The organism is Listeria monocytogenes, assembly GCF_013282665.1.
Taxonomy (GTDB): Bacteria; Bacillota; Bacilli; order Lactobacillales; family Listeriaceae; genus Listeria; species Listeria monocytogenes_C.
On the sequence record NZ_CP054041.1, the window covers coordinates 100,956 to 120,222 of the forward strand.

Below are 19,267 nucleotides of genomic sequence, written 5' to 3' on the forward strand. Positions count from 1 at the left end.
AATTAAGCCTCAAAGAAACCCTCATCAAGCAAATAACCTTCTGCACTTTCAAGCGTTGGAAAAACAGCTTCTAAGTTCTCCCCAGTATAAATGACCCACATTTTGTTTTCGTACACAAGTGAAAGTTTCTCACCACTATTATCTTGATATATTTTAGTTAGCCCTTCTTTATAGCCATCCTCGTCACTATCCATGAACTCTTTTGCTTCTAAAAGTAATACGCGAATTTCATTTTCAGAGTAATCTTTTACATTCACATAACCTTGCTTATCTAACGGTTCTACTTCTAAAAAAGGTGCATAGACAAAAGCATTACCATTTGGATGAAGATGTTTAACGATAATCTTCTTATCTCTTTTACTGGCTGGATAGTGTACGTTTATGCGCCCCATAGAAATTTCATGTAGTTCAAAACCATCGATTGATTCTATTAATGCCTTTTTTTCTTCAAAGTTTAACATCGTGTCATTTTTCCCCCAAAAATTAATTTTCTTTTAAAATATCTGTCACTAAAGCTGGTAACCATTCTTTTAACTCTTTAAAAACAAAGCCCGCTTCTGTCGCTTTCGTATTATCTAAATAATAGGTTTTTTCAATCCCAAATGGGGAATCGTCAGCGTCATCTGTCACTTCCTCAACAAGTGCTAGTTCTCCTGTTTTTGCTTCCAGCATTTTAATGAAACCATTCAGCGCATATGTGCCATTAGAAGCAGCGTTTATTGGACCAGTCACATCAGATACTACACCAACCCATGCTAAAAATTGCGCCGCTTCATCCGAAGTAATAAAGCCTATCTCTGCTTGCCCATTACTAATCCCAATTTCTTGATGATTTTTTATATGCTCAATATGAAAATGCAACCTTTTGGTGTAATCGTCCAATCCAAGTACTATCGGAAAACGAACAGCCACAACTGGAAAAGAAGCTTTTTGAAAGAACACTGCTTCTGCAAGTCGCTTCCCTTCACCGTAATCAAAATCTTCTTTATCACCAATAACGATTTCATAATGTTCCGGATTAAAATCTTCTTCTACTAGAGCCCGTCCTTTTTGACTATAAACAGAAAGCGAGGAAGTATATATGTATCGTTTTACTTTTCCTTTAAATGCATCTACAGCATAAAGTGCTTCTTTTGGCGAGAAACAAATATTATCGTAAATAACGTCCCATTCTTCTTTTGCTAATTGGAATAGAGCATCACGTGATTCGCGATTTAACACTACTCGTTTAACAGCATCACCAAAATGATCTTCTGTTTTACCTCTTGTGCCGATAGTGACGTCGTGCCCTTCTGAAATAAGTCTTTCCACTAATTTCTTTCCAAAAAAACGTGTACCACCGAATACTAAAATTTTCATCTAGACTCCTCCTTCATTTACGAAAAACAGGAAGTTCGCGTTTTTTGGCGCTATCTTCCTGTTTTTTCTCATTCAATCATATATCCTTGGCCTTTTTTCGTTTTGATAAATTCGCCCAAACCAATTTCTGCTAGTTTTTTACGAATTCGTACAACGTTAACCGTCAGCGTGTTATCATCCACAAAACTTTCATCTTCCCAAAGTGCACGCATAATTTCATCACGGCTTACAATACTACCTTTTTGTTTCATTAATTCATATAAAATCAAAAATTCGTTTTTTGTTAGCTCAATTTTATCTTCTAAATGTGTAAGTGTATTCGTATCGATGTGAAGGAAAACATTGTTGTGCTCCATGACATTCGCTTCCTCTAAATCTGCATAAGAATAAGTTCTTCTTAAAAGTGCGTTAATTCTTGCCATTAAGACATCCAAATCAACCGGTTTTTCTATATAATAATCTGCACCCATATTCATCCCCATAATTTGATCCATACGTGAATTACGTGATGATAAAAAGATAATTGGTACATTCGAGACTTCGCGAATTTGATTACACCAATAAAAACCATCAAAGAACGGCAGATTGACATCTAAAATAACTAATTGAGGTTCAAAAGCTAAAAACTCTTGTAAAATGTTATTAAAATCCTCTACTACCCCAATTTCAAATCCCCATTTACTTAAATGTTTTCGGATTGTATCACGAATTACTTCATCATCTTCTACGATATATACCTTTACCATTTCTAGTACCTCCTCGGCAGAACTCTCTTCCCATTTTAGCTGAATTAACCGCAAAAGCCAATTACTTTTTATCGGCCATCACAATTTTGATAAAAGAATTAATACATAAAAAGTAATACGCGGCGTAACATATAATATAAATACCTGTACCAATTAAAACTGGGTACTTTATATTGTCCATTAAATTAATCGAAATCCCCCATAATGCAGCCATTGAATGGGCAATTCCGAAAAATAACGGAATAACAAAAATCGGCCAGACTTGCTTAGAAATAATCTTTCGTACTTCTTTTTCAGTAACACCTAATTTAAACAAAATATCAAATTTCGCTTTTTCTGACACGGCATCAGTGACTAATTTAAAGTAAATAATACTTCCTGTCGCTAAAAAGAATACGACACCAATAAAAATACCAATAAATAATAAGGAACCTACTAACGTAGAAATTAAATGGTAATTTGTATAATACGAAGAAACATTATCTGAAAATAATGAAGGCTCGCCGTCCACGATTGTTTGCACTTTTTTATCCAAGCTTTCGCTATGGTTTGGGTTAGTAATATCAAACATCGTAACAGATTCCGGTTGGAAAAGCCTTTCTAAATCATCATAATATTCATCCGACACAACAAGCGTTTCATAAGAAATCCCTGTATTAAAAATGGAATTTTCTCGGAAATCAACTACTTTCATTGGCGGCATTTTCTTCGCAGCAGGATTCTTTGATTGCACAACCATTTTACGAGTTAGCCATTTTTCTTGAATTTCGGCTCTTGCATAATAGGTGTTTTTCCCAAGCAGAATCGCATCACCATAAGCGATTGTTTTAGGCGGAACAAAATCACTTTGTTGTCTTTTACCAATGCGATTATATTCTGATTCTGATACAACTGTATGAAACATCGTATCCATACGCATTTGATATTTAGGAATATCTTTATATTCTACTTCAGCACTTACCATTTCAGCTTGCATCAAACTTTTCAATTTATGACCTGGATCATTATGAATTGTTTGAATAATTTGTTCTTCATTTGTAGTTGAAATATTGAGCACTTGGTAGCTGGAAGGATTCTCTGCGGAAATATCATCAATCGTGCGCACATAAAAGCTACTCATAGAGCCGATAATTGTTAGTGTAGTCGCACTAAGCACAGCAATCATCGCAATTGTCCCGGCATTTTTCTTCAACCTAAAACGAAGCGAGGTAATTCCAAGCATATTGGTTCCATTATAAAAGAAATGCTTATTGTTATATAACTTTCGGATTATATAAGGTGTCCCAAATCGAACCATTAACCACGTTCCTAAAACAACACTAATAATAATTACTAAAATTAAATCAAAAAAATCATAGGTTAACCAAATGGGTGATTCTTCAATTTTACTTGTGGCTAAATAGTAACCAAAGATAATTAAAACTAAGCCAATTAACATAAAAATGAATGAGCCTTTCGCCACTTTTTCCTCTTTTTCATCATTTTTAAATAGTTGACTCAAATTATAACGTAATACAATAAAAATGGCATAAACAGATGTGAACAACATAATACAAAAAAAGACGAGCATTGTATCTATAATTGCTTTAAATGAAATAATAAATTCTGCATTAATAGAAAGTCCAACAATCCAAAATAAAACCATTGCAAACAATTTAGAAGAAAAGATTCCAATCAATACCCCAAAAATAGTCGCTAACATATACAGCATCGCATTTTCAAAAAACAATACTAATACAATTTGTGATTTCCGCAAACCAAGCAATGAATAAAGACCGATTTCTCGTTTTCGTCTTTTAAGAAAAAAGCTATTGGAATAAAAGATAAAAAAGAAAATAAATAAAATTAACATAATGCTGGCTGAAGAAAACATCGCTGGTCCAAATAGCTCCCAGCGTTTAAACACCGTCTCAATAAGCGGATTGTAGGATAGCGAAACAAAGGTAAAAAACACTAATACACAAACAATCAATGAAACGAAATAAACAATATATTGATTAAAATTCTTTCGCATATTAGTCAGCGCAACTTTAAATAACATCGTTTTCGCCACCTCCAAGAAGCGCCAACACATCTAACACCTTTTGGAAAAATTGTTTTCTAGAACTTGTCCCGCGGTAGATTTCAGTGAAAATTTCACCATCTTTAATAAACATAATTCTTTCGCAGTAACTAGCGGCAAAGGCATCATGTGTAACCATCAATATAGTAGAATCACGCACATCTTTTGCGTGAGAGAGTCCTTCTAACAAATTCGTCGCTGCTTTGGAGTCAAGTGCACCAGTAGGTTCATCCGCAAAAATCAAAGTTGGTTCAGTAATCATTGCACGACAAACCGCAGTTCGCTGCTTTTGTCCACCAGATATTTCTGTTGGATATTTGTTTCTAAGTTCAAAAATCCCAAACTGACGTGCAATAATTTCGAATCGTTGATCAACTTCTTCTTGTTTAATATGGGCAAGCGCCAGTGGTAAAACAATATTATCTTTCACCGTCATCGTATCTAATAAATTATAGTCTTGAAAAATAAAGCCAAGCTGATCTCTTCTAAAAACAGCTAATTCTTTCCCGCTCATGTTAGAAATCTGTTTTCCAGCAAGTTCAATTTCTCCAGAAGTTGGTTTATCTATAGAAGATAACACATTTAATAAAGTAGACTTCCCCGCACCAGAAGGACCCATAATACCAACAAAGGAGCCTTTTTGTATTTCTAAACTAATACTTCCAAGCGCAGAAAATAAATTTCCTTTTGACCCGTATACTTTTCTAACCTTATGCGCCTTTAGCACTGTTTCCATTGTATTCCTCCCGTTACGTTCATTCTTTGGCTATTTTACCTTAATTTCCACCAATATACTATGGGCTATAGTTGTATTTATCAAAAAAATCATCCTTCTATTCTTAAACAGAAAAATGATTTTTTCACTATTTCTTTTCTACAAAGATTTCTGTGCCAATGGTTTCGTCATCTGTATAAGTCGTCCGCATTGCCTGAATAAGTTTTTCAAGCTCCTCTAAACTAATAGAAACATCTGCAGCAATAATATCCCATGCTACTTCTTCTCGTCCATTAATTGATGTCATTATCTTTAATCTACCTTGAAAAAAAAGTACCATACCGGGTTTCTTTAGTTCTGTTGCTTTAATTTCATTCCACGGCTTAAAATCACCACGATAAGCTACTCCGCGTTCTGTTAATTCAACAGTTGGAGCAAGATTAATTAACCGAAACAATGGTCGTAATACACAAAGGCCGATAAACACGAGTAAAATCATTTCTTCTATGCCATTTACACCTTTGATATGACTAAAAACGACATAAAGTAATAACCCCACTGCCATCCAAAGTAAGCAACTAGAAAAAATCAAACGACGGTTGACCCCAAATTCTATTTTCTCTGTTTTCTTTGCTTGTTCTAACTCATTTTCTATCATTTTTTTCCTCCAGTTTTACAACTCTATTATTTCTATTGTACTAAAAATATACTACAATGGGAAGGAAGCATTCATGCGGCTTTTTATTTTAAAGAAAACAGCCTACTTTCGGTTGACCTTTTTGACATTTGTGATATAATTTCTTTAATGCTTTTAAGTAGTAAAATGTAATAATTCAATAAAGGAGGAGAACATCATCGATCAAGTTATCTTAATTGGCTTCATGGGAGCTGGAAAAACAACGGTTGGAAACATACTCGCAAACTTAGCTAACTTACCGTACATCGATATAGACGAAGTAATTACAAGCGAACAAGGAATGAGTGTATCGGACATTTTTGCAAAATATGGTGAAAAAGAATTCCGCCGTCTAGAACATGAAAAATTAAAAGAATTAGCTAATACCAAAGCCGTTATAGCAACAGGTGGTGGCATTGTTCTCAATCCTGAAAATAGAGAAGTATTAAAAAAAACATATCCGGTTATTTATTTAGAAACGGATCCAGAAGTATTTATGAATCGCTTAAAAGGCGATACCACACGTCCACTTGTACAACAAAAAACGGCCGAAGAAATTCGCGCCATTTTTGAACCTAGAATTGCTCACTATCAAGATTCCGCAGATTTTATCGTTAATACAGATAACCGTAATCAGCAAGAAGTTGCTAAGGCAATCTTAGCGATGTTAGATTAAGTAAAAAACAGCGCTAAAAAATTTAGCGCTGTTTTTTTATTCCGTACAATGCCTACACCACATATCCGGTAACACAGAGGTATAGTCTTTTGTAAATGTTAATAAGTCATAAAACATACTATCCGCATAACCTGCGTCAATATCTTCTATTTTGTTCAATTCTATTTCACGGTGAAGTGCTTCAAGTGCCGCATCACGAAGAGCTGGTAAAACATAACCCGTGATTTTAATTTGAGCTAATGCAGCCGAAACAGTAATTCTATCAGATGCTCGAACATCATTACCAAACTCCGACAACAGTTGTTGCAATCGCTCCACACCATCGTCTTTTGCTGGGACATAATTTGCTTTTTTCACCGTTTCCATCATGTATTTTGGAAAAGCGGCTAAATTTAGTCCTTGGTCACTTTTATCACTGAAGTATTCTTCTAAACGGCGAAGCACCTCAAGGCCATCTTCATATCCAAATGGGCCATAGCTATCCTGTTCATCCAAATAAAAACTCGCTTTAAAATGCGCTTTGAAATGTGGATGTGTTGTGGCACTATCTAATGCGGCACCAGGCTGGTCGATATACATACTAATTGCCATTCTCATTTCCTCCATTCATGTGAAATCTCTTACATTCATCTTACCAAATTTCATGCCATTTTGAAAGAAGAAATAAATATGACAATTTACCAACAATTTTGTAGTTGAATTTCGCTTATAACGTGATTTTATTAACTTTTAAACTGAAAAAAGTTAATAAAATCACCAACATTCTTCAAAAAGTTGTTTTTTTCTCTTTTGACCATTTTTTTATTTCGTGGTTAAATAAAAACTGGACTTGGTTATTGTTAATCTCGTCTGTTAATTTATCAGTCAACCACACACTCGAAAAGCAAAAACCGCCATTTATCCCATTATGGCGGTTTTTGTATACTTAATTTAAATGTAGAACAGTCACAGCTTCTATATGTGTTGTCATCGGAAACATATCTACAGGTTGAACTCTTTTAGCTACATAGCCGCCCTCTGTTAAAATTTTCATATCGCGAGCTAACGTGCCTGGATTACAAGAAACATATACTACTTTCTTTGGTTTCATTGCCAAAATTGTTTCCAACAATTTTTCATCGCAACCTTTTCGCGGCGGATCAACTACTAAGACATCTGCTTCAATACCCGCTTTATACCAAGCCGGAATGACCTCTTCTGCTTTACCTGTTTCAAAAGTTGTATTCGTTAATTCATTGAGCTCTGCATTGGCGCGAGCATCTTGTATCGCTTGATCGACAATTTCTACCCCGTAGACATGCTTAGCTTTTTTTGCAAGACAAAGGGAAATAGACCCAATACCGCAATAAGCATCAATCACCGTTTCTTTTCCAGTTAATTCAGCCGCATCAATAGCTTGTTGATACAAAACTTCTGTTTGGAGCGGATTTACTTGGTAAAAAGAACGTGCTGAGATCGCGAAACGAATACCATGAATCGTATCTTCAATTATATCTTTTCCCCAAAGTGTCTTCGTACGCTCTCCAAAAATCACATTCGTTTTATGTGGATTAATATTTTGAACAATCGAGGTTAATTCAAGTTGTTCTATCAAATCCTGTACAATTTCATTTTTAAAAGGCAAGCGTTCTTTTATGGTTACAAGAACAATCATTAACTGGCCAGTCGTATGCGCAAACCTTGTCATAATATGGCGGATATCGCCTTTTCCTGTTTTTTCATCGTAAGGTTCAGTTCCATATTTAGCTAAGATTTCACGTGTTTTTTGAACAGCAAAATCCCCTTGTTCATTATGAATTAAACAAGTGGACATATCGATAATGGCATGGCTTCTTTTTTGGTAAAAACCTGCTGTTAACTTCCCATGAACAAATCCTACTGGTACTTGTGATTTATTCCGGTAGCGCCACGGATTTTCCATGCCTAGCGTTTCTTGTACATCCACATTAAGTTTCCCAATTCGCTTCATCGTTTCTTCCACTTGATTTCGTTTAAACGCAAGCTGACCATCGTAGCTTAAGTGTTGCAAGCTACAACCGCCACATTTGGAATAAACTGCACATGGAGGTTCTACGCGGTCTGCACTAACCGATTCAATAGTCTCCATCCGAGCAAAGCCATAATTTTTATTTAGCTTTATTATTTTGGCTGTCACTTTTTCGCCAGGTAGCGTATTTGGAATGAAAAGTGGGTATCCGTCAATTTTGCCAACCCCACTGCCGTCATGCGTTAAATCTTCAATAGTAAGTTCAATGGATTGGTTCTTTTTTAAAAGGGATGCTTCCAAAGTCCCTTGCCCCTCTCTTTACTTTACTTAATAATGTATTCGATACCGATTGGTTCTTTAATTACTGCTTCTTCTTGCTCTTTAAAAATAAGCATGGTGTTTTTTTGTAACGTAAAATCATAAACAAGTGTTTTTGGATAGATAGTGACATTTTTATTCGTCGTTAACTCTTTTGTGTTATCTGTAAGAGTTGTTTCTTCTGGGATTTGACTATTAAAAATCCCAGCTGCGACTTCAGCATCGTCGCTTGAATAGCTTGTTTTTAGAGAGACTTTGATATCATTGTTTGTTGTTTCTTCAATTTTTACAGGTGTTTTTTCTGTCTGTACAGAGCGTTCGCCACTTGTAATTTCATAGTTTGCGAATTTTTTCTGGATAGTTGTGGTTGGATAACGATATTTTGTATTAGTAATATACTCAGAAACTTTCTTTGCTTCAATACGAAGTCGATATGCTTTAATACCTCTATAACGATTATCAGAAGAAGCTAATTCTTTTAAAATTTCTTCGTTGGTTGTTTCTAAAATTAAATCTCCATTTGTTGCAATGGTTGTGTTCGTATTAGTTGCAGGGATAGATAAAATGATATTATCTTGTATGGGAACTTGCATTTGATTGTTTATCCATACTTTATTACTTGCAATTAGCTCTGTTTTACTTACTTTTGGAGCCTGCTCTTCTGCATCCACTTGCCAAAAGAAAAAAACAGCCGCTGCGATAGCAATGATAAGAAAGATTATTATCACTGTGAACTTTTTAAAAAGATGTCCACTTGTCATATCGCATTCACCTCATTTCTTGTCAGAATACCTATTATACTTGTTTTGCTCAAATAAGACAAATTTCTAACAATAATTACATCCTTTTTACTATGTTGCAATTAGGACATTTAGGCTAAAGAAAAAAACTACCAAGCTGGGCAGTTTTTAGCTATTTTCTTTTATGAATAAATCAGTTGCAGGGATATCATCCACGCTTGCGAAAAATTCGATATGTTGTCTTAAATTGCGGAATTCCATTGGTGTTTCCCCGCCAAGCTCTCCGTCAAGATTGATTAACATCTTATCTTCTGAGTTAACAATTACTTTTTCGGATTTCACATAGATAACATTAGGTTCTTTAATATGATCTCCTCGAAGCGCCAGTGTGACTAAACGGATAAATTCGGCTAAATTTACTTTTTTCACGATAATAAGTGAAAATTTACCATCATCTAACTTAGCATCTGGGGCGATTTTTTCAAAACCACCGATGGAATTAGTTAATCCTAATAGAAAAAACATCACTTCCCCTTCAAATATGCCTTGATCGTATTCTACTTTTACTTTAGTTGCTTTTAAAGAGGGTAACATTTCGATTCCTTTTAAATAATAAGCAAGTTGACCGAGCATTGTTTTTAGACGACTAGGAACATCGTAAGTGAGTTCAGTTAAACGACCTCCGCCACCTATATTAATAAAATAAGTTTCATTTGCTTTACCAATATCCATTGCTACACTTTGACCAGCTGCTATAATCTTCGTTGCTTTAATCACGTCTCTAGGTACATGTAAGGCTCTTGCAAAATCATTGGTTGTCCCGGTTGGTATAATCCCTACTTTTGGGCGATATTCTTTTTCGGCAATACCGTTAATGACTTCATTAATGGTGCCATCTCCACCAGCTGCTACAACTAAATCAAAGCCGTCTCTTACGGCTTCCTCAGCCGCATGTTTGGCGTCATCAGGTTCTGCAGTTGTTGCGTGCGCAGATGTTACGTAGCCTGCTTGCTCTAATATCGAAAGGACATCTGCAAGGTTTTTCTTAATAATTTCTCTTCCAGATGTGGGATTATAAATAACTCGAGCGTGTTTTTGCATTATGTTCGTCCTCTCCTTCACTCAAACAGCGTTGTTCAAAAGAAAAGCGCGTTTTGACACATGATAGTAATATTATAGCAAATTTAACCATAAATTCCTAATAAATACAAAAGCAGTGAGACAAAATGCCTCACTGCTACATTGTTTAACGTTTGTTCATTTCTTCTAGTAATAATTTATTAACCATTGGTGGATTGGCTTGCCCTTTGGTTGCTTTCATTACTTGACCCACTAAAAATCCAACGGCACGATCCTTCCCATTTTTAAAGTCGACAATGGATTGCTCATTGTTATCTAGAATTTCACTTATGATAGTGCGTAAAGCTCCCTCGTCGGAAATTTGAACCAGTCCTTTATCTTTTACTACTTGCTCTGCATCGCCGCCATTTTGCGCTAATTCGCGGAAAACTTTTTTAGCGATTTTAGAGGAAATAGTGCCTGCTTCGATTAAGTTAATCATGCCAGCAAGATTTTCTGGAGTTAGTCCTGTTTCATGCAGTTCTTTTTGTTCAGCGTTTAAGTAGGCAGAAACTTCGCCCATTAACCAGTTAGATGCTTGTTTTGCATCTGCTCCAGCTGCAAGAGTTGCTTCAAAAAAGTCAGACATTTCTTTTGTTAGCGTAAGAACCATTGCGTCATATGCTGGCAATCCAAGATCATTAATATAACGAATTTGGCGTTTATCTGGAAGTTCAGGAATTTCTGCACGAATACGTTCTTTCCAAGCATCATCAATAAATAAATCTACTAAATCTGGTTCAGGGAAATAACGATAATCGTCCGATCCTTCTTTGATGCGCATCAAAGAGGTTTTTCCAGTTGCTTCTTCAAAACGACGCGTTTCTTGTTCGATAATCCCACCAGACTTCAGCACTTCTGCTTGGCGTTTTTCTTCGTATTCGATACCTTTACGTACGTTGTTGAAGGAGTTTAGGTTTTTAAGTTCTGTTTTTACGCCAAATTCTTCTTGGCCGATTGGACGGATAGAGATATTGGCGTCACAGCGCATCGAACCTTCCTCCATTTTCACATCAGATACGCCAGTGTATTGAATGATAGATTTTAATTTTTCTAAGTAGGCATAAGCTTCTTCTGCAGAACGAATGTCTGGTTCTGAAACGATTTCGATTAGTGGCGTTCCTTGACGGTTAATATCCACTAACGAATAACCATGAGAAGTATGGGTATTTTTCCCAGCATCTTCTTCTAAATGAAGACGAGTGATACCGATTTTTTTCTTTTTGCCCCCTACTTCGATTTCAATCCAGCCATGTTCACCGATTGGTTTATCGAATTGGGAAATTTGGTATGCTTTGGGATTATCTGGATAAAAATAGTTTTTGCGATCGAATTTTGTATGTTTAGCAATTTCACAGTTAATCGCCATGGCTGCTTTCATACCAAATTCCACTGCTCGTTTATTTAAAACTGGTAAAACACCTGGCATACCTAAGTCTACCACGGTTGTATTTGTATTTGGTTCTGCTCCAAAATGAGCTGGCGCAGAAGAAAATATTTTTGAATTGGTTTTTAACTCTACGTGAACCTCAAGTCCAATAACTGTTTCAAAATTCATTGCTACGCCTCCTATAAGTTTGGTTTTTCTTTATGGAATGTTGTTTCTTGTTCAAAAGCATGTGCTACTTTGTAAAGTAAGGATTCTTCAAAGTAGTTACCGATAATTTGCAAGCCAACTGGTAAACCATCTGAGAATCCACAAGGAACAGAAATAGCTGGCACACCTGCTAAGTTAATCGGAACAGTTAAAATATCGTTGGAATACATTGTAATTGGATCATTGATCATTCCGTCAATTTTAAAGGCTGTTGTCGGGGAACTAGGTCCGATAATAACATCATAGTTTTCAAATACATTAACAAAGTCTTGCTTAATTAACGTACGCGCTTGTTGTGCTTTTTTGTAGTAAGCATCGTAGTAACCAGAACTTAACGCATATGTTCCAAGCATAATACGACGTTTTACTTCATCGCCAAAGCCTTCAGAACGAGTTTTTGTATAAAGTTCTTCTAAGGTAGTTGCGTTTGGAGAACGGTATCCGTAACGAACGCCGTCAAAACGAGACAGATTAGAAGAAGCTTCACTGGATGCTAAAATGTAATAACTTGCTACGCCGTATTCAGAATGAGGTAAAGAAACTTCATCCCAAGTAGCGCCAAGTTTTTCAAGCGTTTTAAGTGCATCTAATACTGCTTGTTTCACACCAGGGTCAACGCCTTCACCAAGATATTCTTTTGGAACACCAATGCGTAAGCCTTTAATGTCTCCTGTTAAGCTATCTGAAAAGCGTTCAACTGGTTGGTTGATGGAAGTAGAATCGTTCGCATCTAAACCAGAAATTGCTTCTAGTAAATACGCATTGTCTTCTACATTTTTAGTAATTGGGCCGATTTGGTCTAAAGAAGACGCAAAGGCAATTAAACCAAAACGAGATACACGGCCATATGTAGGTTTCATTCCGACCACCCCACAAAAAGCTGCTGGTTGACGAATCGAGCCGCCAGTATCACTACCAAGCGAGAATAATACTTCACCGGCTGCAACTGCGGATGCACTACCACCTGAAGAGCCACCTGGAACTCTTGATAAATCCCACGGGTTATATGTTTTTTTGAAATACGATGTTTCTGTCGAAGATCCCATCGCAAATTCATCCATGTTTAATTTTCCGATATTAATTGTTTGCGCGTTTTTCAATTTAGAAACAACGGTTGCATCGTAAATCGGATCGAAGTTTTCTAAAATTTTACTTGCTGCAGTTGTGCGCAAGTTTTTTGTAACAATATTATCTTTAATCCCGATTGGAAGACCTGCAAGCATATTGTTAGGATCAATGCCAGCATCTCCAAGTTCTTCTGCGACACCAAATGCTGCTTCTTTATTTAAAGTAATAAAAGAACCAACTTTGCCCTCTACAGATTCAATTCGGTTGAAAGATTCTGATACTAAATCAAATGGTGAAATCTCTTTTTTTACTAATTTATCATGTAGTTCTTTTACTGAAAAATCAAATAAACCCAAAATATTTTCCCTCCTTAGCCTATTTATTGTTCCATAATTGTAGGTACTTTAAACATGCCATCTTGCTCATCTGGCGCATTTTTTAGTACTTCTTTGCGATCTAACCCTTTGGTTGCAACATCTTCACGTAATACATTGGATACGTCAATTGCATGGCTGGTAGGTTCTACGTTTGTAGTATCTAAAGTATTTAATTGCTCTACTAGCTCAATAATTTTACCAAGCTGACCAGCAAAAGCAGTTGCTTCAGTTTCTGATACTTCTAGTTTGGCAAGGTTTGCTACTTTTTCTACGGTTTCTTTTGATATATTTGACAAAATGCCATCCTCCTTTTTAGTGTTACTTTCTATGCGGTAGTGCTTCCCTCCTATTAAAAATGGGAAGAACTGTCCTCTCCTGCATAATTATACAACAGGAAAGAACAATTCGCATTGTTTTTATTAATCGTAAATGTGAGCTGTTGCTGCATCTTCATTTGCTTTTCTTGTAATTAAAGCAGCTGGACCATCCGTTGTAGAAATATTGACTTGTAAATCTGCTGTCTTTGGAATATGTTGCCCAACTAAATCCGTTACATACTGCGTAAAGCCGATAATCTCTGCTTCGCCATAAAATTGTAATGGAATATCAATATTCAGTTCAGCTAGTTGCCCGTCTTCATATCGACCACGGCCAACGACACCTGTGAAGTTTGGATAATAATCTTCAATTGCTTTTTTGAAGTTCAAGAAGTTGTCATTATCAGTTTTGTGCTCTTTGGCAGATTCAGTGGATGGTAAAACATAATTTTTTTCATCAATATCTTTCCAACCAGAAAGACTATCTCCATTTGCTGTTGCATACGCAATATAATTACCAGGAGCTACCGCATCACGAGCGCCTTGCTTGTAAATAGCTATCGTTACGGGAACATTTTCTAACCCTTTTGTTTGACGAATACGATTTAACACAGTGGCAGACATTTCTTTCCCTTGTGCTAATAAATCGCTATCGCTAATGGCTTGTTCGTAAGTGTCTCCGTATTTTTCTTTTTGATAATAATCAACTGAATTCATCGCTAGTGCGATAGAAATCCCGCCAAGCGCCACGGTATCTTTGTCCGTTTGTTTCAAATAATCTTGTTCTAAAATATGCGCTAGATAGATTGGATTACGATTTTCACCGTTACCATTACTTTCTGGATTTAACCCATTCGGATTTTTATCACTTTTTCTATCTAACCATTTTTCTAAAGTTTCTTTATCCAAATATTGTCCTTCTTGGAAAAGATAATTATCTGAGGAATATTTATTTTGGGAAACACGCATTAAACCGGCTTCTAATTCGTTAATATCATATCGTGAATAAATATTCGATACGACAAGACCACGAGATTTACTTGCTTTATACGGTAGTACGGTTTTGTAATAATTGGATGAGATTTGGTTTTTTGTCATGATGCCCGTTTCCGCTTTGGAATCGTCTTTTTGTACCACTTTATCATTTGAGTCAAGTTTTGGGGCACAGCCAGAGAGCACAAGCGTTAAGCCGAGCGCTGCTATTATGAGTTTTTTCATTCGTTTAATCCACCTTCGTCTGGTAAGTACTCTATCAGGTCTTCTTCTGACCAAATAGGAATGGCTAGTTCTTCAGCTTTGGCTAGTTTAGAACCAGCATCACTGCCAGCTACAACAACATCCGTTTTCTTACTGACGCTTCCAGAAACATTCCCTCCGAGGGATTCGATTAATGCTTTTGCATCATTTCGCGTTAACTTCCCTAGTTTCCCAGTTAAGACAACAGTTTTTCCTGCAAAAACAAGTTCTTCCTCAGACATATCTTCTAGTTTTGGCCCTGTATAGGTCATATTCACGCCAGCCCTTTTTAGTTCTTCTAATAAATCATGTACTTCTTCATTGGCAAAATAGGTCACAATACTGTCTGCCATTTTTTCCCCAATGTCGTTAATACTTGTCAGTGTTTCTTTGTCTGCTACTTTCAAATTATCCATGGTATCAAAATGAATGGCAAGTGATTTGGCCGCTTTTGCACCAACATGACGAATGCCTAAGCCGAAAAGTAATTTTTCAAGCGAATTTTGTTTACTTGCTTCGATGGATGCCAGTAAATTAGTTACTGATTTCTCACCCATTCTTTCTAATTCTAACAGTTTCTCCTTTGAAAGGAAAAACAAATCTGCTACATCTTTAATTAAATGCTGTGAAAACAACTGAATAATTACTTTTTCACCAAGGCCGTCAATGTTCATCGCATTTCTGGAAACAAAGTGGATAAGTCCTTCTTTTATTTGAGCTGGGCACTTAGGATTAATACACCGTAACGCCACTTCTTCCTCCAAACGAACCAATTCACTGTCGCACGTTGGACAATTTTTCGGCATATGGAAAGGTTTTTCACTTCCGCTACGTTCTTCGGTAATGCTTTTAATAACTTCTGGAATAATATCCCCAGCTTTTTTGATTAGAACGGTATCGCCAATGCGAATATCTTTTTCAGTAATTAAGTCTTCATTATGAAGGGAAGCGCGGCTAACGGTTGTTCCTGCCACTCTCACTGGTTCTAACACGGCGGTGGGAGTTACTACACCTGTTCTACCTACATTTAATTCAATATCAAGTAACTTCGTTGGTACTTCTTCAGCTGGGAATTTATAAGCAATCGACCAACGAGGTGATTTAACGGTCGTTCCCATTTGGCGTTGTTGTTCTAGGTTGTTTAATTTTAAAACAATGCCGTCAATATCGTATGCTAAGCCGGCGCGCTTTTCTGTCCATTCGTCAATGTACGCATAAACTTCTTCTAAACTATTGCAAAGTCGGCGTTCTTTATTAACTTTAAGACCCAGTGTTTCAAGCATATCTAACCCGGCGCTATGCGTTTCAACGCCCATTTCGCCAAAATCTGCTACTGCATAAAGGAAGATATCGAGATTCCTCGACGCTGCGATTTTTGTGTCTAATTGTCGAAGCGAACCAGCCGCAGCATTTCGTGGATTGGCAAATAGCATCTGGCCTTCTTCTTCGCGAATTTCATTTAGTTTTTGGAAAGAGCGTTTTGGCATGAAAGCTTCACCGCGAACTTCAATGGAATAGTCCTTTTGAAGTTTCATTGGGATGGAGCGAATCGTACGCAAGTTAGCTGTAATGTCTTCCCCAATGGTGCCATCACCGCGAGTAGCACCTTGTTTGTATTTACCATTTTCGTATTGAAGAGATACAGCTAGTCCATCAATTTTAAGTTCGCACATATAAGCAATATCATCGCCCACTTTGTCGCGAATTCGGCGGTCAAAGTCTGCCAAGTCTTCTTGATTAAAAGCGTTGGCAAGACTTAACATCGGCGTGTCATGTGCTACTTTTTTAAAACCTTCTAAAACTTCTCCGCCAACTCGTTTCGACGGAGACTCAGGTGTAACCCACTCGGGATGCGCTTCTTCTATTTTAAGTAGTTCTTGCATCTTCTGATCGTATTCGGCATCTTCTACTGTTGGATTATCAATTACATAATAATCATAGCTGTACTGATCAAGTATGTTGATTAGTTCCTCATACCTTTTTTTATCAGCCATCATTCTTCACCTGCTTTTTCCAAATTTATACTTTTTCAATTGGCGCAAATTCTGCGAGCAATCGTTTGACGCCAGTTGGGCTCGGGAACGCAATATCTAGTTCCATTCCGCTACCTTCTCCTTTGACACTAACGACTGTTCCTACGCCCCATTTTTTATGACTGGCTTTATCGCCAACTGTCCAACCAAGTGTTTCTGCTCCAGAGGATTTATACGCAGTAGTTGTTTTTTGTGGCATACGTGGTTTGGCATATGGCTTGTCTGCTTTTAATTTATTTTCATTACCTAACTCCAGTAAATCTCGAGGGATTTCTCCAATAAAACGAGATTCTTGGTTAGAGGACGGACGACCATAAAGCATCCGTGAGTAAGCGCTCGTTAGGAAAAGTTCTTCTTCCGCTCGAGTAATACCAACGTATGCCAGACGACGCTCCTCTTCCATTTCATCTTCCTCATAAATCGCTCTGGAATGTGGGAAAATCCCTTCTTCCATACCGACTAAAAAGACAACGGGGAATTCCAGCCCTTTGGCAGAGTGAAGTGTCATCAGTGTGACAGCTCCGTTTTGTTCTTCGTTATCTTCTTCTAACTTATCCACATCTGCAACAAGTGCTAAATCAGTTAAAAAGGCAATTAACGTTTTATCGTCATTTTCCTTTTCAAAGTTTTGTGTTACAGATAAAAACTCATCGATATTTTCTAAACGTGTTTGTGCTTCAATGGTTCGTTCGTTTTTTAGCATTGCTCGGTAGCCTGTTTTTTCAAGGATTTCTTCTACGAGTTCGGTTACGGATAAGAAATCTTGCATTTGTGTGAAGCCGCGAATCAAATCATGGAACGCAACTAAGTCTTTGCTTATTTTAGGCGAAATTCCCGCTAGTTCGATGCGGTTAAGGACTTCGAACAAGCTCAAATCATACGTGGTCGCCACATTATTTAGTTTATCTAAAGTGCCTGGTCCGACGCCGCGTTTTGGTACATTAATGATACGTGTCAAACTAATATCGTCTTCATTATTACTAATCAGACGCAAATATGCCAAAATGTCTTTAATTTCTTTTCTGTCATAAAACTTCGTGCCGCCGACCATCGTGTACGCCATATTTGACTTCATGAAATATTCTTCCATTACACGGGACTGAGCATTGGTTCTATAAAGAATTGCAAAATCAGAAAGTGGTCGATTCGAGTTATTTACTTCTTCTTGAATTTTCATAACTACATAGGCTGCTTCTTCTTTTTCCGTTAATGCTTTATGATAAAAAATCTTCTTCCCTTCTGCATTGCTAGTCCAAAGATTTTTCGGTTTACGATTACCATTATTTTCGATAACACGGTTGGCAGCTTCTAAAATACGTTTTGTCGAACGGTAATTCTCTTCTAGCAAAATAGTTTTCGCATTTGGGTAATCTTTTTCGAAGGACATGATGTTACTTATGTCCGCCCCGCGCCAACCATAAATAGATTGATCCGAATCACCTACGACACATAAATTTTTGAAACGAGAAGCAAGCTGTTTCACGAGTAAATACTGCGCGTGGTTGGTATCTTGGTACTCATCCACGTGAATATACTGGAATTTACGCTGATAATATTCTAAAACATCTGGCACACGTTCAAATAATTGAATGGTGACCATAATTAAATCATCAAAATCGAGTGCTTGATTTTTCTTAAGTTTCTTCTCGTATTTTTCGTAGACTTCGCCGACCATTTTGTCATAGAAACCACTTGCTTCTTTAATATATTCGCTTGCTGTTATCAGTTCATTTTTGGCATTACTGATAGAAGCCAAAATCCCCCGTGGCTCAAACTTCTTAGGGTCGACATTCTTTTCTTTCAAAATGCCTTTAATAACCGATAATTGGTCACTGCCATCCAAAATGGTAAAATTGCGTTCATAACCAATCCGGTCAATATCACGACGTAAAATCCGTACGCACATGGAGTGAAAGGTGGAAATCCAAATAGATTCTGCTTCCCCACCCATTAAATTACCAATCCGTGACTTCATTTCACGAGCCGCTTTGTTCGTAAATGTAATCGCTAAAATATTATAAGGATTCACGCCACGTTCTCTCACTAAATAAGCTATCCGGTGGGTCAAAACACGTGTTTTCCCACTTCCGGCACCAGCCATAATTAATAAAGGTCCTTCTGTACTTTCTACTGCTCTTCGTTGTTCCGGATTCAATCCGTCCACTAATTCTTTTGCATTCAATTGCATTCTCCTATACACCACCATACAAACATTTGTTCTTATTTTATCATACTACACTT

General features: G+C 36.9%; 17 protein-coding genes. 1 reads left to right on the top strand and 16 read right to left on the bottom strand.

Going from position 1 to position 19,267, the window contains the following annotated elements; genetic code table 11:
* Positions 1-2 precede the first annotated feature (2 nt).
* From HRK21_RS00550 to HRK21_RS00575, 6 genes are all read right to left on the bottom strand, one after another.
* On the bottom strand, positions 3-461 hold the full coding sequence (locus tag HRK21_RS00550) for a hypothetical protein (RefSeq protein ID WP_003725521.1): 459 nt from the start codon (positions 459-461) through the stop codon (positions 3-5).
* A gap of 22 nt (positions 462-483) precedes the next feature.
* Entirely contained in the window at positions 484-1,359 is an 876-nt protein-coding gene (locus tag HRK21_RS00555; RefSeq protein WP_070006049.1) for an SDR family oxidoreductase, read from the bottom strand.
* A gap of 68 nt (positions 1,360-1,427) precedes the next feature.
* Positions 1,428-2,105 (bottom strand): two-component system response regulator VirR, encoded by a 678-nt coding sequence (gene virR / locus HRK21_RS00560; RefSeq protein ID WP_003739176.1) that lies wholly within the window; start codon positions 2,103-2,105, stop codon positions 1,428-1,430.
* A 61-nt stretch (positions 2,106-2,166) separates the two neighbouring features.
* On the bottom strand, positions 2,167-4,146 hold the full coding sequence (locus HRK21_RS00565) for an ABC transporter permease (RefSeq protein ID WP_003739177.1): 1,980 nt from the start codon (positions 4,144-4,146) through the stop codon (positions 2,167-2,169).
* Positions 4,136-4,903, bottom strand: coding sequence for an ABC transporter ATP-binding protein VirB (virB, locus tag HRK21_RS00570; protein ID WP_003739178.1), 768 nt, complete (start codon positions 4,901-4,903; stop codon positions 4,136-4,138). The genes HRK21_RS00565 and virB overlap by 11 nt, the downstream gene beginning before the upstream one ends.
* 127 nt (positions 4,904-5,030) lie before the next feature.
* On the bottom strand, positions 5,031-5,540 hold the full coding sequence (locus tag HRK21_RS00575; RefSeq protein WP_003739179.1) for a hypothetical protein: 510 nt from the start codon (positions 5,538-5,540) through the stop codon (positions 5,031-5,033).
* A 208-nt stretch (positions 5,541-5,748) separates the two neighbouring features.
* Here HRK21_RS00575 and HRK21_RS00580 point away from each other — a divergent pair, with 208 nt between their 5' ends.
* Entirely contained in the window at positions 5,749-6,234 is a 486-nt protein-coding gene (locus tag HRK21_RS00580) for a shikimate kinase (protein WP_305143868.1), read from the top strand.
* Positions 6,235-6,270: 36 nt separating this feature from the next.
* Here the strand turns inward: HRK21_RS00580 and HRK21_RS00585 are convergent, their stop codons facing one another.
* From HRK21_RS00585 to pcrA, 10 genes are all read right to left on the bottom strand, one after another.
* Positions 6,271-6,825, bottom strand: coding sequence for a hypothetical protein (locus HRK21_RS00585; RefSeq protein WP_003739181.1), 555 nt, complete (start codon positions 6,823-6,825; stop codon positions 6,271-6,273).
* A 334-nt stretch (positions 6,826-7,159) separates the two neighbouring features.
* Positions 7,160-8,521, bottom strand: coding sequence for a 23S rRNA (uracil(1939)-C(5))-methyltransferase RlmD (rlmD, locus tag HRK21_RS00590; RefSeq protein WP_070006050.1), 1,362 nt, complete (start codon positions 8,519-8,521; stop codon positions 7,160-7,162).
* 23 nt (positions 8,522-8,544) lie between these two features.
* Positions 8,545-9,300, bottom strand: a complete 756-nt coding sequence (locus HRK21_RS00595; protein ID WP_003739184.1) for a hypothetical protein — start codon at positions 9,298-9,300, stop codon at positions 8,545-8,547.
* Between the two features lie 147 nt (positions 9,301-9,447).
* The gene (locus HRK21_RS00600; RefSeq protein ID WP_003739185.1) at positions 9,448-10,380 is read right to left on the bottom strand and encodes a diacylglycerol kinase; all 933 of its coding nucleotides are present in this window, start codon (positions 10,378-10,380) and stop codon (positions 9,448-9,450) included.
* Positions 10,381-10,525: 145 nt separating this feature from the next.
* The gene (gene gatB, locus HRK21_RS00605) at positions 10,526-11,956 is read right to left on the bottom strand and encodes an Asp-tRNA(Asn)/Glu-tRNA(Gln) amidotransferase subunit GatB (RefSeq protein ID WP_069887704.1); all 1,431 of its coding nucleotides are present in this window, start codon (positions 11,954-11,956) and stop codon (positions 10,526-10,528) included.
* 11 nt (positions 11,957-11,967) lie between these two features.
* Positions 11,968-13,419: an Asp-tRNA(Asn)/Glu-tRNA(Gln) amidotransferase subunit GatA gene (gene gatA, locus HRK21_RS00610; RefSeq protein ID WP_003739187.1), complete on the bottom strand. Its 1,452-nt coding sequence runs from the start codon at positions 13,417-13,419 to the stop codon at positions 11,968-11,970.
* Between the two features lie 23 nt (positions 13,420-13,442).
* The gene (gene gatC / locus HRK21_RS00615) at positions 13,443-13,736 is read right to left on the bottom strand and encodes an Asp-tRNA(Asn)/Glu-tRNA(Gln) amidotransferase subunit GatC (RefSeq protein ID WP_003722233.1); all 294 of its coding nucleotides are present in this window, start codon (positions 13,734-13,736) and stop codon (positions 13,443-13,445) included.
* A 123-nt stretch (positions 13,737-13,859) separates the two neighbouring features.
* On the bottom strand, positions 13,860-14,975 hold the full coding sequence (locus HRK21_RS00620; protein WP_003739188.1) for a CamS family sex pheromone protein: 1,116 nt from the start codon (positions 14,973-14,975) through the stop codon (positions 13,860-13,862).
* Complete coding sequence (gene ligA / locus HRK21_RS00625; RefSeq protein ID WP_003739189.1) at positions 14,972-16,987, bottom strand: NAD-dependent DNA ligase LigA; 2,016 nt, start codon at positions 16,985-16,987, stop codon at positions 14,972-14,974. The genes HRK21_RS00620 and ligA overlap by 4 nt, the downstream gene beginning before the upstream one ends.
* Positions 16,988-17,012: 25 nt before the next feature.
* Positions 17,013-19,208 (bottom strand): DNA helicase PcrA, encoded by a 2,196-nt coding sequence (gene pcrA / locus HRK21_RS00630; RefSeq protein WP_003739190.1) that lies wholly within the window; start codon positions 19,206-19,208, stop codon positions 17,013-17,015.
* Between the last annotated feature and the right edge of the window lie 59 nt (positions 19,209-19,267).

Excerpts from the sequence above, each read along its gene's own strand:
- HRK21_RS00550 (WP_003725521.1), bottom strand. The coding sequence starts at position 461 with ATGTTAAACTTTGAAGAAAAAAAGGCATTAATAGAATCAATCGATGGT.
- HRK21_RS00555 (WP_070006049.1), bottom strand. The coding sequence starts at position 1,359 with ATGAAAATTTTAGTATTCGGTGGTACACGTTTTTTTGGAAAGAAATTA.
- virR (WP_003739176.1), bottom strand. The coding sequence starts at position 2,105 with ATGGTAAAGGTATATATCGTAGAAGATGATGAAGTAATTCGTGATACA.
- HRK21_RS00565 (WP_003739177.1), bottom strand. The coding sequence starts at position 4,146 with ATGTTATTTAAAGTTGCGCTGACTAATATGCGAAAGAATTTTAATCAA.
- virB (WP_003739178.1), bottom strand. The coding sequence starts at position 4,903 with ATGGAAACAGTGCTAAAGGCGCATAAGGTTAGAAAAGTATACGGGTCA.
- HRK21_RS00575 (WP_003739179.1), bottom strand. The coding sequence starts at position 5,540 with ATGATAGAAAATGAGTTAGAACAAGCAAAGAAAACAGAGAAAATAGAA.
- HRK21_RS00585 (WP_003739181.1), bottom strand. The coding sequence starts at position 6,825 with ATGGCAATTAGTATGTATATCGACCAGCCTGGTGCCGCATTAGATAGT.
- HRK21_RS00595 (WP_003739184.1), bottom strand. The coding sequence starts at position 9,300 with ATGACAAGTGGACATCTTTTTAAAAAGTTCACAGTGATAATAATCTTT.
- HRK21_RS00600 (WP_003739185.1), bottom strand. The coding sequence starts at position 10,380 with ATGCAAAAACACGCTCGAGTTATTTATAATCCCACATCTGGAAGAGAA.
- gatB (WP_069887704.1), bottom strand. The coding sequence starts at position 11,956 with ATGAATTTTGAAACAGTTATTGGACTTGAGGTTCACGTAGAGTTAAAA.
- HRK21_RS00620 (WP_003739188.1), bottom strand. The coding sequence starts at position 14,975 with ATGAAAAAACTCATAATAGCAGCGCTCGGCTTAACGCTTGTGCTCTCT.
- ligA (WP_003739189.1), bottom strand. The coding sequence starts at position 16,987 with ATGGCTGATAAAAAAAGGTATGAGGAACTAATCAACATACTTGATCAG.